This window comes from Congregibacter sp., assembly GCF_047617445.1.
In the GTDB taxonomy this organism is placed as follows: domain Bacteria; phylum Pseudomonadota; class Gammaproteobacteria; order Pseudomonadales; family Halieaceae; genus Congregibacter.
In genome coordinates this window covers 17,736-31,689 of the sequence record NZ_JBLGBE010000034.1, presented here as the reverse complement: position 1 = coordinate 31,689, position 13,954 = coordinate 17,736, and the positions used below count along the sequence as shown (strand labels likewise).

The 13,954-nt window shown below is 55.4% G+C and carries 10 protein-coding genes; 9 read left to right on the top strand and 1 reads right to left on the bottom strand.

The window, feature by feature from the left end; genetic code table 11:
* From ACI9KD_RS09765 to ACI9KD_RS09755, 3 genes are all read left to right on the top strand, one after another.
* The coding region (locus ACI9KD_RS09765; RefSeq protein WP_414980979.1) for an autotransporter assembly complex protein TamA at window positions 1–1,657 on the top strand (1,657 nt) is incomplete at its 5' end.
* A complete protein-coding gene (locus ACI9KD_RS09760; protein ID WP_414980978.1) occupies window positions 1,654–4,872 on the top strand; it encodes a translocation/assembly module TamB domain-containing protein in 3,219 nt (1,072 codons plus the stop codon). The genes ACI9KD_RS09765 and ACI9KD_RS09760, both read left to right, overlap by 4 nt.
* A 54-nt stretch (window positions 4,873–4,926) precedes the next feature.
* Window positions 4,927–5,934, top strand: coding sequence for a metal-dependent hydrolase (locus tag ACI9KD_RS09755; protein WP_414980977.1), 1,008 nt, complete (start codon window positions 4,927–4,929; stop codon window positions 5,932–5,934).
* A gap of 34 nt (window positions 5,935–5,968) precedes the next feature.
* Here the strand turns inward: ACI9KD_RS09755 and ACI9KD_RS09750 are convergent, their stop codons facing one another.
* A complete protein-coding gene (locus tag ACI9KD_RS09750; RefSeq protein WP_414980980.1) occupies window positions 5,969–7,120 on the bottom strand; it encodes a pyridoxal-phosphate-dependent aminotransferase family protein in 1,152 nt (383 codons plus the stop codon).
* 234 nt (window positions 7,121–7,354) lie between these two features.
* Here ACI9KD_RS09750 and ACI9KD_RS09745 point away from each other — a divergent pair, with 234 nt between their 5' ends.
* From ACI9KD_RS09745 to ACI9KD_RS09720, 6 genes are all read left to right on the top strand, one after another.
* On the top strand, window positions 7,355–8,041 hold the full coding sequence (locus ACI9KD_RS09745; protein ID WP_414980976.1) for a hypothetical protein: 687 nt from the start codon (window positions 7,355–7,357) through the stop codon (window positions 8,039–8,041).
* Window positions 8,041–9,165 carry a hypothetical protein gene (locus ACI9KD_RS09740; protein WP_414980975.1) on the top strand — a complete coding sequence of 375 codons (1,125 nt, stop codon included), beginning with the start codon at window positions 8,041–8,043 and terminating at the stop codon, window positions 9,163–9,165. The genes ACI9KD_RS09745 and ACI9KD_RS09740 overlap by 1 nt, the downstream gene beginning before the upstream one ends.
* A gap of 32 nt (window positions 9,166–9,197) precedes the next feature.
* On the top strand, window positions 9,198–10,058 hold the full coding sequence (locus tag ACI9KD_RS09735) for a hypothetical protein (protein ID WP_414980974.1): 861 nt from the start codon (window positions 9,198–9,200) through the stop codon (window positions 10,056–10,058).
* The gene (rlmKL, locus tag ACI9KD_RS09730) at window positions 10,048–12,249 is read left to right on the top strand and encodes a bifunctional 23S rRNA (guanine(2069)-N(7))-methyltransferase RlmK/23S rRNA (guanine(2445)-N(2))-methyltransferase RlmL (protein WP_414980973.1); all 2,202 of its coding nucleotides are present in this window, start codon (window positions 10,048–10,050) and stop codon (window positions 12,247–12,249) included. Before ACI9KD_RS09735 ends, rlmKL begins: the two co-directional genes overlap by 11 nt.
* A gap of 238 nt (window positions 12,250–12,487) precedes the next feature.
* On the top strand, window positions 12,488–12,955 hold the full coding sequence (locus ACI9KD_RS09725) for a flavodoxin (RefSeq protein WP_414980972.1): 468 nt from the start codon (window positions 12,488–12,490) through the stop codon (window positions 12,953–12,955).
* Between the two features lie 69 nt (window positions 12,956–13,024).
* Window positions 13,025–13,531 carry a PaaI family thioesterase gene (locus ACI9KD_RS09720; RefSeq protein WP_414980971.1) on the top strand — a complete coding sequence of 169 codons (507 nt, stop codon included), beginning with the start codon at window positions 13,025–13,027 and terminating at the stop codon, window positions 13,529–13,531.
* Window positions 13,532–13,954 lie beyond the last annotated feature (423 nt).

Genomic DNA, 13,954 nt, shown 5'->3' with positions numbered 1-13,954 from the left:
TCAGGAGGCTAGAGAAAACATACGCGCCTATCTCGGGGAACCGCCGAAGAAAAACTCTGCTGCGGAACAGTTTTTGAATACAGCCCCCGGGCTCGTGGCACAAGCGCTTGAAGCTTTGGGTTTTTACGACCACGCAATCGACCTGCAAGTGGACCGCAACAAAAGCCCCTGGATGGCGAGCATTGTCGTGCAAGCTGGGGAGCCGCTGCGGTATACCGCCGTCTCGGTGATCGTTCTGGGCGAGGGCGAACAAGATACAAGTCTCACCGCAGTGATTGAGGCCCAGTCTCCCAAAGTGGGGGATAGAGCGCACCATGGGCGCTACGAAACGTTAAAACGAGAGTTATTGCAGCTGGCGCGTCGGCGCGGTTATTTCGATGCGGAGTTCCCTGAGAGTCGCGTAGAGCTCGATGTTGGTAGACAGCAGGCAGCCTTGTCATTGGTCTTTGACGCCGGGCGTCGCTACCGCTTTGGTTCGATTACGGTGGATGACTCAATCATTGATCGGGAGTTACTCGACCGACTTCTGCCCTTTGAGTCGGGGGCACCTTATGAGCAAAAACTGTTGCTCGACCTTCGTCAGCGCCTTCTTCGCCTTGGCTACTTTGGCAGTGTAACCGTAATTCCCCAGTTGCCAGAGCGAGTTTATCCGGATGTCCCGATACGTGTCGCCCTGACGCCTGCATCTAGCCATAGTTACGAATTGGGTGTGGGGTTTAGTACCGATACAAAGCAGCGTTTGTCGCTTACCTGGCAAAGTCCCCGCCTCAATCGTTGGGGCCATAGTCAAGAAACCGCTGTGCGCTGGTCACCGGTTAACCCACAGGCACGGGTAACTTACAGCATTCCCCTGGATGATCCGGCAAACGATGTTTTGCAGTTGATCGGGCGTCTGGAAGATAACGAGTTTGGGGGTTTGGAGAGCCAGCAGCGTGAGTTTCGGGTAAGCAGAGAGCGGACCAAGGGCCCGAAAGTGCGAGGTGTTCAGTTGCGTGCGCTCGATGAGCAGTGGGGGGTTTTTAATGACGACTTTGACGCCAAATTTCTACTCGCCGGGGCCAGTGTGTCCTCGCGCTATCGGCGAGGTAATGCTGTTGACCCCAATCGAGGCGTGAGCCAGTTCTACAGTATAGAAGGAGCCTCGGCCGATCTGGGCTCGGATGAAGATCTAGTGCGGCTCTACGGAACTGTAACGGGCTTGCGCGCTTTAGGTGAGCGCTGGCGCGTAGTGGGGAGAGTTGAGGCGGGCATGCTTTGGAGCAGCTCTGACAAAGCGCAGGAGCTTCCACCGTCCCTCGCGTTCTTTGCAGGGGGCGATAACAGTATTCGTGGGTTCGCGTATCAATCGGTAGGGCGTGAGGTGAACGCGGTCGGATTCTCGAACGTGAAACCTGAGAGTTCGCTGGTGGTGGGCGGTACGCGCCTGTTGACGGGCTCGCTGGAGCTTCAGCGTTATATCAATGAACAGTGGCGGGCCGCCGTTTTTGTGGATGCCGGTGACGCCTTTGATAGCGGTGATTTCGACAGTAACGTGGGCCTTGGCATAGGTATTCACTACCTGTCCCCAGTTGGAGCGTTACGCTTTGAGATCGCCAACCCGGTATCCCGCAGCGGTGGTTCTTGGCGGGTACACGTCAACATCGGAGCTGAGTTTTGAGGCGCCGCTTAGCGCCTTACCTTGCCATTGGGATATTGCTTCTCATACCGGTGCTCCCTCTATGGATCGTAAGTAGCAGCTCAGGACTGAGCTGGGTGCTTAACGTCTTGGCAGCGCGACTCCCTGTTGAAACGCAAAACCCAGGAGGTTCTCTTTGGAGTGGGGTGTCTTTGGGCATGCTTCGCTATGCGGACGAGACAGTTGTCGTAGAACTACATGATCTGCAGATTCGTGTGGACTGGGCTTGCGTGTTACGAAGCACCTTGTGTATTCGTGAAGCGTCGGTTCGCACACTCGCCTTGACGACAACAGGTTCCGATCGCGAGACAAGCCAAGAGCCTCTTAAAGCACCGCTGCCGTGGTTGCCCATGCTATTGGACGTTGAGCAACTGACTGTAGACGAGTTTGTGTTTCATGGCGGAACGCGCAAGGACGTGGTTCGCAAGCTGCTTTTAGCCGGTGAGATTGGGCTTAACAGCGCGCTTATTGAAGAGTTTTCTGCCGAGCATCAACTCGCACGGTGGAGCGGTGGGGGAGCGATAAGCAAGCGCGGTCAATGGGAAGTCGCGGCCGATGTTGTCTTTGAGTCGCTAGCTATCCCAAGTTGGCCCGAGAGCCTTGCCGAGAACTTTTCTCTGAACTTGAGGGGCGGGTTGAATTTTCTGGAGGGGCAGGTTCGAGCAATCGAGGGGAGTCCCTCACTAGATATTAAGATTGACCGCGATCCAACTGAGCTAATTACAGCCGCAGGCTCCCTTGAAGGTTTGGTTGAGCTCGTCCCTCAGCTGAATGTTCATCCCGATGTAAGCGCCGTTGGTCCTTTGTTATTTGAGTCAAAGATTCGCGATGCGAAAAACCTGGAGTTGGCACTTCGTCAGCAATGGGCCGGATTGACTGACGAACCCGCATGGCTGGACTTGCAACTGGCGCAAAAACTTGGGGCGTGGCAGCTTAGCCAGGGACGCTTAGGTGATGCCTCGCGGCCGGTCCTTCGGGTGTCAGGTCGTCTAGGGGTCCTTGAGTCTCTAAGGCCTACGTTGATTGTCGAGGCGGATCAGTTCCAAGTGCCGCGAGGTTCAGGCCAGCCGGAGATTGTCGTCTCAGGTTCTGGTGACCTGGCATTTTCAGTGAGCGACCCGGCGCGGACTTTTGCGATCACTCTTGGGGATATTGAGCTTCAGGAAGGTCTGAACCGCTGGTCTATCAAAGGTGATGCTCGGGCCAGTGATGTTCCGATTCTCCCCGCAGGAAAAATCACGGGAGCACGCAATGGCACGCCGTTCTCTTACGAGCGAGGGGGTGCGCCGGGCGCGGAAGCCGTATTGAGCTTACCGGAAGGCTTGCCTGGGGAGGAGCTTGTGATCTCTGCGCTGAGTGCAAGAGTGCAGCCAGGAGACACCACCCAATTGAACCTGAAAAGCGAAGGCGATCTCCGTGGAGATTTGGAGCTGACCTTGCGGCAGACCGAGCGCGGCGCTAATTTTTTACTACAGCCCTTTGCTTTGTTTTTTCGCGATGAAGCCCTGCGTTCGAACGAAGCTGTGGCTGGCCAGTGGGATGCAAGTGAGGCGTCGATCATGTTGCAGGCATTTTGCCTGCAGTGGCGGTCAAATAGTGCCTGCACTGATAGCGCAGTTGTGGGTCAAAGCGGGAGTCTTGGCCTGGCATTACAGGTCGATGAAGAGCTGCAAGGGGCAATGTCTGACAAGCCTTTTTCTGTGCAGGCCCAAGGTGCCGGAAGACTCGACCTTGCGTGGGTAGACGGCGCGTTGGACGACGCCGCGTTCGACCTTGATTTTGATCTGCTGTCTCTGGATCCCTACATGTACGAGGGCACAGCCAGTCCCATACGTTGGGAGCAGGCGCGAGCGTCGGGGTATCTCCGTTCGGACGCCAAAAGTCTGTCTCTTGATTTACGCTCTGAGCGTGCGGGTGCGCTTGACGTGACATTGCGAGAGGACGGTGGTGACTTGGCTGGCACGCTGCGTGCTACCGACATTGATCTTGCGACACTGGATGACTTATTGCCGGAGTGGACTCTCGGTAGCGGAAGTATCGAAGCCAACATGACTGTAGCGGGTTCACGCAGTAGCCCACGACTATTTGGGCGGCTCGCCTTGAATGGAGCAGGGGCAGCGCATCCCGACTTCGCCACGACTCTCACGGATGCGAGTGTACTGCTTGAGGCCACGGGTGACGGCTTCACGCTCGATGGCAGCGCTATGCTTGGCGGTGCGCCTTTGACACTGACGGGCGTATGTTGTGACGGAGGAGCCCTGCAGGCTGAGTTGGAGGGGACGAGAAATCGTTTGCGCCTGCCTGTAGGCGTTGAGGCAACTGTTTCACCGCGCCTGGATATGTCGCTCACGACCCAAAGCTTGGCAGTCAAGGGTGAGGTTACCGTGCACAAGGGCGTCTTGCAGCATGCGGGTCCGTCTGAGAATGCGGTCGCCGTGTCTAAGGATTTCTATCGTTTAGATCTTCCTCAGGAGCCGCCGCGCCGATTCGATGTCTCTGTAGATCTCCGTGCACTGATTGAGCCGGGGTTCACCCTTCGCTCGCGGGAGTTAGAGGCCACTCTGTCTGGAGATCTCAAGGTCAATCTGCAGCCCAAGCTACCGACCGCACTCTATGGCGATCTACAGGTGTTGGGGGGCGAGCTGAGGGCCTATGGTCAGGTATTACGCCTCACCGAAGGTAGTGTTGGATTTGTCGGTGACCCTTTTAACCCCGCGCTCAACCTTAGTGCTGAGCGGCGAATACGTGCGGAGGACTTGCGCGTTGGCTTCCATGTTCGCGGAAGCCTGGAGGAGCCGGTGTTTGAAATATTCTCCGACCCAGTGAGGTCCGAACGTGACACGCTTTCGTACCTTTTGCGTGGTAGAGGGCCTGATGCGGGCGCAGCGGTTGATGGCACGGCAATGGCGCTCTCTCTCGGTGCATCGGTGATCAACCAGTCCGGTGCGTTAGAGTCGCTTAATTCGATTCCAGGTTTGTCCGGGGTGTCTCTGGGCGCGGAAGGCAGCGACGATGATATGGCTGCAACCTTCAGCGCCTACGTGGGCGAGAGATTGTATCTGAGCTACGGTCTGGGAATTTATGAGCCGGTGAACGCATTGACGGCACGGCTATATCTGCGGTCCCGCCTATGGCTTGAGGTGGTTAGTCGCTTGGAGAGTTCCTTTGATCTTTACTATCGATTCGATATCGACTGAGAGAGTTGTGCATGAGCAGGATTGTTTAAAGGTGAGCCGTGACATGAGGTGTGCATGGATCCTGTAACGCAAGGGGCGCTGGGCGCTGCTCTACCGCAATCGGTAGCGCGCCGTGGCAAAACAGGGCTTGCCATGTTGTGCGGCATTGCCGGGGGTATGGCCCCGGATCTGGATGTCATCATTCGCTCGGCGAATGACCCACTGTTGTTCTTGGAGTATCACCGGCAGTTTACTCATTCGCTGATATTCATTCCTCTGGGGGCCGCGATTGTAGCGCTTACGCTGTGGGGAACGGTGGGCCTACGGCGAGGCTGGGCCTTTCGGGAAGTCTATTTTTTTACGGCCCTGGGCTATGCGACTCATGCGGTACTCGATGCTTGTACCAGCTACGGTACTTTGTTGTTCTGGCCTTTCTCCGATCAGCGTTTTGCTTGGAACAATGTGTCAATAATTGATCCTTTGCTCACTGTTCCGTTGATAGCTTTGGTGCTCACATCGCGACTCAGCCACCGTCGTTGGCCCGCCCTAGTGGGAATGTTCTGGGTTGTTGGCTATTTGTCGCTGGGTGTCGTGGCCCGAGATGCCGCTCAGGAAGTAGCCCAGCAACTTGCCCACAGCCGAGGACATAGGCCTGCAGTGATTGAGGCTAAGCCGAGCTTTGCGAATCTATTGCTGTGGAAAACGATTTATGAGGATGACGATCGCTACTATGTCGATGCTGTGCGCCTTGGCAGGGAGCCGGTTGTGTACCCTGGCGAGGTGCTAGCCGCCCTCGATATTGCGCGGGATTTTCCCTGGCTGGGTAAAGACTCCCTGCAGGCAAGAGACGTTGAGCGATTTCGCTGGTTTAGCATGGGGTATATTGCCGCGGACCCGGACTTTCCGAACCGCATCATCGACATCCGTTATTCATTGCTGCCGAATGAGATTCGGCCCTTGTGGAGCATTCAACTGAATCCGGAGACGCAGGATAGTAAACACGTGAGTTATCTGGTGAGTCGCGAGCGAGGCGCTGAAACTGTGAGTCGGCTATGGACCATGATTCGGGGTCTCCCGTTATAGGGGAGCCCCGGACCCGGTGGTTCGTCAGTGTGAATCAACTAATGGATGAAGCGTAGAAATCCGCAGCTGCTTGCAAAGCGGCGCCGCTGTCGACCTTTTGATGGTCGGCTTGTAGAGCCGTCTCCAAAGCATTTAGACAAAGAATCACGTTACGCTCGCGACTGGCGTGTCCCATGAGGCCAATGCGCCACGTTTTACCGGCGAGCGCTCCCAGGCCTGCACCAATTTCCAAGTCAAAATCGCGAAGTAGGCGAGTTCTTACGCCAGCATCATCGACACCCTCAGGAATACACACAGAATTCAGCTGGGGTAGTCGCCAGGCTTCATCGACCGCCATGCGCAGTCCCATGGCTTCCAGACCTGCGACCAGTGCTTTATGGTTCCTGTGGTGTCTCGTGATAGCGTTCTCAAGACCCTCTTCCTCCAGCATTACCAGAGTCTCATGAAGCGCGTATAACGTGTTTACGGGGGCCGTGTGATGGTACGCACGCTTGCTATCACCACCCCAGTAGCCCATCACTAACTGCATATCCAGAAACCAGCTCTGAACTTTGTGTTTTCGCGCCTGAATGCGTTCTACCGCACGAGGACTAAAAGTCACCGGCGAGATGCCGGGCACACAGGAAAGACATTTTTGGGATCCGGAATAGACGGCGTCAGCACCCCATTCATCAACTTTAAGCTCGATACCTCCCAGCGAAGTGACTGTGTCCATGATGACAAGAGCATCATGCTCTCTGGCCAGCTTGCACAGCGTGGCTGCGTCGCTGCGAGTTCCGGTCGACGTTTCGGCATGGACAAAGGCGAGTACCGAGGCTTCCGGGTGATCCCGAAGAGCCCGTTCAACCTTTTCAGGGTCTACGGGCTTGCCCCAGTCGTCTTCGACCATGATTGCAGTCGCCCCGCAACGCTCCACATTCTCTCGCATGCGACCACCGAACACGCCGTTCTGACAGACGATCGCTGTGTCGCCGGGTGACAGTAGATTGACAAAGCAGGCTTCCATTCCTGCGGACCCGGGAGCAGATACGGGCAATGTGAGTTCGTTCTTGGTCTGGAAGGCGTACTGCAGGAGCAGCTTGATATCATCCATGAGCGACACGAATAAAGGATCGAGGTGACCGATCGTCGGCCGTGACAAGGCCGCCAAAACGCGAGGCGCTACATCTGAGGGGCCTGGGCCCATGAGCGTGCGTTGTGGGGGATAAAAGCTATGCGACACTTCGGTGCCTCCTGTGCTGGTGATGGTTCACGATCAGATATTTGAGAGTGGTCGGGGCGCGGCAGAATTATACCTCTCTGCCAGATTGGAGGCATCGTTGCCCTTGTTGATGCTCGGTGCCTGTGTCAGCATCCCTACTCTCTCGACGATTGCGAGGGACATTGCCAGTTACCACTTTGGATATCCATGTTTCTCTCAATGAAAATTTGCGCTTGTCGCGCCCTCATACTGCCGTCGCTGTTTGTGCTGCTTGTGCTGCTTGTCGCTTGCGCCGATCAGCCGGTGCAGCAACAGGTTAAATCAGATCCCGTCGACATGTCCGGGAACTGGGAGCTCGACTATGCTCGCAGCGATAATCTCCAGGCTCAATTCAATTCAATGGTGCGGGGCTTGCGAGCGCAGGCTGCCCGCAATGCCAATGATCGCAGTCGCAATACAGTAGGGGCAGCACCCACGTCCTCACAGGAACGTCTATTGGGGTTGGCACAAATGGCCGAGTTTATTACTGAGTCTCAGCTCCTTGAAATTGAACAGAGTCGCATCGCTATTCGCGTCGAACGCGAGGGTAACTTTTCTTTGAGTTGTGACTATGGCCCCGACGCTCCCCAGCAGATTGATTACGGTTTAGGTAGCGAACGTTGCTTTTGGGATGGGCAGCAACTGGTCTTTGAGATTCGCCTTCCGGATGGCCTGGACATCGTTCACCGACTATCGGCTTCGGCGTCAGGGGGCACCCTGGGCATTGTGACGACCTTGTTTTCTCGAGGTGTATCGGAGCCTTTCTCCCTGCGTCGAGTCTATCGGAGGTATACACCCGGCAGTAATGGCTATCGCTGTACTGAAACGCTGACAAGGGGTCGGGTATGCACCACCGAAGCACAGTAATGAAGCATTCTTTGCTGGGGGTTTTTCTCGTGTCCGTTCTGCTACAGGCTTGTAGTAGTAACCGAGGGGTGCCCGAAGCTCCGCCAGAGCCAGAGCCTCGCGCGCAGGCTGTAGGTAATGTGCAATTAAAAACCGCGTCGGCATCAGCCTGGCCACTCGATGTGGGAATCGCGGTGTTTGATCAAGGTTTGGATAATCGAAGCGAAGGTGCTCGGGTTTTTCCCACAGTGCGAAAAGCTGAATCTTTGCTCATCCCGGTGACTCTGTCCTCCTATCTGGAAGATAGCGGCGCCTGGGGCGTGGTGCGTGTTGTGCATTCAAATGATGTGTTTATGCCCCTGACTCTGGATGGGGAAATTCTCCGTGCAGACGGCGCTGTTCTAGAGTTGCAGTTGCGCTTCCGTGCCGCCGACGGCAGCTTACTTTTGGAGCGGATCTATCGTGACGAGGCTCTGCTTGGTGACTATCCAGTGAAGCCCGGTAGTGAACCCTTTGAGGATATCTATCGCGCGATTAGCAATGATCTCCTGACAATTGCCAGCTCCTTGAGTGATGAGCGTCGACGGACGCTGCAGCGTTTGTCTCTTATGCGTTTTGCTGCAGAACTCTCGCCGGCGACATTTGCACGTTTCGTGACGACCTCAGACGACGGCCGCCACTCCCTCGCAAGTTTTCCTGCTGATGGCGATCCTATGCTTCTACGCTTATCTCGGGTGCGACGTCAGGATGATTTGTTCATCGATGCGGTTGATGAGCAGTACGCAGATCTCCACGGGGAGGTGCAGGGTAGCTACGGACTCTGGCGTGAGTACAACTATGAATTGATGCGTTTTGGTGATGATTATCGAATATCCGCAGCAGAGCGAAAGTCAACGGCTCGTCGAGGTTCATACGCCGCGATGCAGCAGGTTTACACGAGTTATCGCAAAGTGAAGATGCAGGAAGAAGACCTTCGGGAGCTTGTCAAAGGTTTCTCCGGAGAGTCCCTGGAAACGGTGCTTGAGGTAGATGACGGTGTGTTTCGTTTGAGTGGCAGCGTGCAGGATCGCTATCAACAGTGGCGACAGATACTCGCGCGCATCAATGCGCTTGAAACCGGTGGCCAGCTCCCGGGGACTCGTTAGGGCATGCGTGACGCCTGCGTTATGCTCCCACTGTGAAAAACGACACCGACAGTAAGCATGCCCGCATATTCGACAGTATCGCGGGGAGCGCTGGGTCGTCTCGTTCATCGTTGATTGATACGCTCATCAAAGGTGCCGGCAAAGTTGCTGGAGGCACTTTTGATCTGGCGGTTGATGTTGCCACTATGAGCGCGATGTTCGGTGATTCCTGGGTTCGCGACCTGCTACTTAATGGCGCATCTCCAGAGAGATTGGAGGCTATGGCTGAAGCGGGGCGCTTTCTGCGCGACGCCAGAGAAACGGCCGGCCTGACCATTGCCGAACTCTCAGACCGTCTGGAGTTGGGCGATGAAACGGTACTTCAAGGCGTAGAGCAAGGTGAGTCGATTCTTCCTCTTGAGTTGATGCTGCGCACTGCGTCGTTGCTGGCGCGTCATGACCCCGTGCCTTTTTTGATTAAGTTTCTCCGTAGTTACAATCCTCAGCTCGAGGCAACGTTGGAACAATGGGGCGTAATGGCTTTACCGCGCAATTTTGAGCGCGAGCGTCGTTTTGTGAATCTCTATCGCCAGCATGATTTTCTGAGAAATCTCAGTGATGATGGTTATCAGCGGTTTATCGAGTATATGGATTCTTCGACGCAGCTGGTGGTCGATGTTATGCAGCGCGAAGGTGCGATAAACCAAGGTGAGCCTAAGGTCTCTGCGTTCGGAAAGTCGGCGTCTAAACGTGTCACTGGTCGTGCACTCCGTAAGGCTGCCGTAACCTCAACCCCGAAAGAAAACGTGAAACCCAAACCCAAACCCAAACCTAAAGCCAAAGCCAGATCTAAAGCCGCGGCTACACCGAAACCGGTGGTGCGCAAAGTGAAACCTCGTACTAATGATCGCTGACCCTTCTAGAGAGTGGCTAGCCACCTGTCCTCGAGCACTGCCGCCGATTTTGGCCAAGGAACTAGAGGCACTGGGTGCAACTGACCTTCGTGAGGAGCAGGCGGCTGTGGCTTTCTCGGGCACCCGTGCTGTGATGTATCGGGCCTGCCTATGGTCTCGAATTGCGACGCGGGTGTTGCTGCCGATTGGGGGCGGTCCTGCAGGCGATGCGGATGAATTGTATGAGAGTCTGCTTTGCCTGCCCTGGTCCAGTCTCATCGGCGAGGGCTTTAGCTTTGCGGTCAATTTTCACGGCACGAACGCCGATATTCGCAATACTCGATTTGGCGCGTATCGTAGTAAGGATGCGATTGTTGACGCGTTTCGTGCTGCGGGTGTTGCTCCCCCGCAGGTCAATCCTGATGCGCCAGATATTCTGGTTGTCGTGCGCCTGCAGCGCGATCGGGTAGACGTGGCTCTGGATATGGTGGGGGAGAGCCTGCATCGCCGGGGGTATCGTCGCTCCGCAGGCGATGCGCCAATAAAAGAAAATCTCGCTGCAGCATTGTTGCTTCGCGCGGACTGGCCCAGCTTGGCAGCAGAGGGCGCAGCGCTCATTGATCCGATGTGCGGCTCAGCAACGCTATTGCTCGAAGGCGCTCAAATGGCAGCGGACCAGGCGCCAGCGCTGGGTCGGGAACGATTTGGATTCTTGGCGTGGCAAGAGCATGACTCCCAGCAATGGGCCGCCATTCACAGTGAGGCCCGAGGACGCGCGGAGCGGGGCTTGAGCGCCGGGCTACCAGAGATTCGTGGCTACGACGCCGATCCGCAGGTAATTCGAAGCGCCCAGGAGAACATTGCCGCTGCGGGCATGGCCAAGTGGGTCAGGGTGAGTGTGAAATCTCTTGGGGAAGTACGTAAGCCTACACACGTTGAATTACCCAAAGGGCTGGTTATCACGAATCCTCCCTATGGCGAGCGCATCGGAAGAAAGGACAGCCTTCCGCAACTGTACAGACACCTAGGCGAGTTGTTGCACCGGGAATTTCCGGGTTGGCAGGCGGCTATTCTCGCAGGCGACCGGGAGCACGGTAGATCCCTTGGCCTGCGCAGCCATCGACAGTTTCAACTGTTTAATGGTCGCCTGCCGGTCACACTGCTTCTTATCGACCTTGAGGGGAACCGGTTGGCTGATGGGAATCCTGCGGTAGCTACTACCGTTGCTGCCGCCCCTGTCAGCGTCGTGACCGAGATGCAGGACCTGAGCCCAGGGGCGGAAATGTTCGCCAACCGAGTTCGTAAGAACCAGCGCAAACTCGGTTCCTGGTTAAAGCGCAGTGGGAATGAGTGCTATCGACTTTACGACGCAGATATTCCTGAGTACGCGGTCGCGGTGGATCGATATGGTGACTGGCTGCATGTTGCTGAATACAAAGCGCCCACAGAGATCAGTGAGGAGGGCGCAGCGCAACGTCTAAACGAGATCCGCCAGGCACTGCCTCTGGCAAGCGGGGTGCCTGCCGAAAAGATTGTCTTTAAGCAGCGTGAACGACAGCGCGGCAAAGCACAGTACCAATCAAGCGGCGGCGCCAGCGACATGCTCTCCGTTCGCGAGGGCGATGCCCGGTTACTCGTAAACCTGCATGACTATTTGGATACTGGCTTATTTCTGGATCATCGTCCCTTGCGTCTGCGCATAGCCAGCGAGGTAAAAGGCCGGCGATTCCTCAATTTGTACTGCTACACAGGCACAGCGACGGTGCATGCAGCGCTTGCAGGCGCCCGCGAAACGGTTAGCGTCGACCTATCGAACAGCTATCTGAGGTGGCTGGGTCAGAATCTTGCGCATAACGGACTTGCCGAAACCCATAACCTTCTGGAACGTGCTGATGTAATGCAGTGGCTTCGGGGAGGAGAGGACCTCTTTGATCTGATACTCCTGGACCCACCGTCGTTTTCTAACTCTCGCAAAATACCGGGCAGCTTTGATGTGCAGCGTGATCATGTGGGCCTAATCAGTGTGGCAATGAAGCGGCTTGCACCCGGTGGGGATCTCTATTTTTCCAATAATCGACGTAAGTTTCGTCTGGATGAAGAGGTTAGTGAGCGCTTCGACGTCGAGGAGATAACACGGGCAACATTGGATCCCGATTTTGCTCGGTTTCCTGTGCCTCATCATTGCTGGAAACTGCGCCACAAAGGTATTTGACGCGCGTATTTCGCGGCGGATAAATAAAGTTATCCACAGCGCTTGCAAAAAAATATCAGATTGTGTTGGGCTAGTCTTATTATATTTTTAAGATTAAGTGTTTCTTTTAATTTATTGATTTAAAACGATTAAACGCAGTATTTCATTTACCGAGCTTTTCGTACTCATTTGATTGCGAATAACTCTCTAGCCATTGAATTTTTTTTGTACACTGCTTTATCCACATCAAATAGGCTTTTTGGGGGACGAATTTGAGTTTGCCGTGTTAATTATTTATCACAGTCAAAGTGGCGCTTCGGCTCAGCTTGCTGCGTCCAGTTGGAGCGGGGCGATTGAGCACAATCCTGCGGTACGAATTGAACGCGCGGCGGATGTTGGAGTCTTTGATGTTATCCAAAGCACAGGACTTTTATTGGTCTGTGCAGAAAACTCTGGCCGTTTGTCCGGGGGGATGAAAGATTTTCTGGATAGGGTCTTTTATCCCCTCATCGATCGCCGCTGCAGCCTGCCTTATACATTGTTGATTTCTGCGGGTAACGATGGGCGGGGAGCGGTTGCGGAGGCCCAGCGTATACTCAGTGGTATTCCCTTTACAGAGGCCCTGGAGCCGCAAATAATCCGCGGCGATCCCGATCAAAGGGGGCTGGATAGCGCCCAAGAACTCGGTGCGGGTTTTGCCACGGGACTTCAGATGGGAATTTTTTGACGGCGAGCAGCCTCGCCATTCATACGCACTAACTTATGCATTAACTTATGCCGTAAGGACCTTAAGTACATGGCTTCAGCAAATAAAGAGGGGGTGCCTATGGAGGTGCCTGAGGGTTTTGAGCGATTGCCAGAAGGACTCGGCTTTGGTGATCATCTGCAGCCGTTTTACCGGCGGTTTCGGGACGACAAAGTCAGCTTCGGCTTGGTGGTGCAGGCGCAGCATCTGAACCTCATGGGCATTATCCACGGTGGCGCACTAATGACCCTGGCAGATATTGCGGCAGCGACAAGCATCCACTTGCTGCGCGATCAACCCGCCCCCGCGCCAACGATCAATCTAAGCTTTGATTTTATGGCGCCGGGTCGCCCGGGGCGTTGGTTAGAGACTCGCACTGATCATGTGCAGGTGAAGCGCCGATTCGGTTTTTGCAGCGGGGCCATTTACGACGGCGATAATCCGGTTTTGCGTTACAGCGGCGCATTCTATTTTCCGGATCATGGCGGTCTTGGGGTGGCCCCCGGGGATGCCCATAAGCTGAATCTACTCATGGGAGATGATGGGGCCATACGTTAATGAACCTACTACTGCGAGTTTAACGGTCTGTAGTAGGCCGCATTTGCCCTGTTTCTCTTAAAAGGTCCACAAACGCTTGAGCACTACGTGACAAGCTTCTTTCCTGATGACATGCCAGCCCCAGCGTTCTGGACAGACGGGTGCCTTTAACACGCAGTGCTTGCCGCTCTGGTCCGTCCCTGCTGTCCGCGAGCACAGTCCAAGCCAGGTAATACCGCAGGAAACTCGGCTAGCTCTTCAACGCGAACCCGGTTTCGTCCCGCGAGAGCGTGTTCCCCACAAACCATTACCGACGGATAGCGGCGTTGAAATTCCCAGAGCACGGGCGGCAAACGGTGTAAGTCAATGAGATGGCTTGTTGCTGCTCCGATGCAGCAGAGAACGATTGCGCCTGAGCGGCCGCAGAGAAAGCCCGAAGGTTGG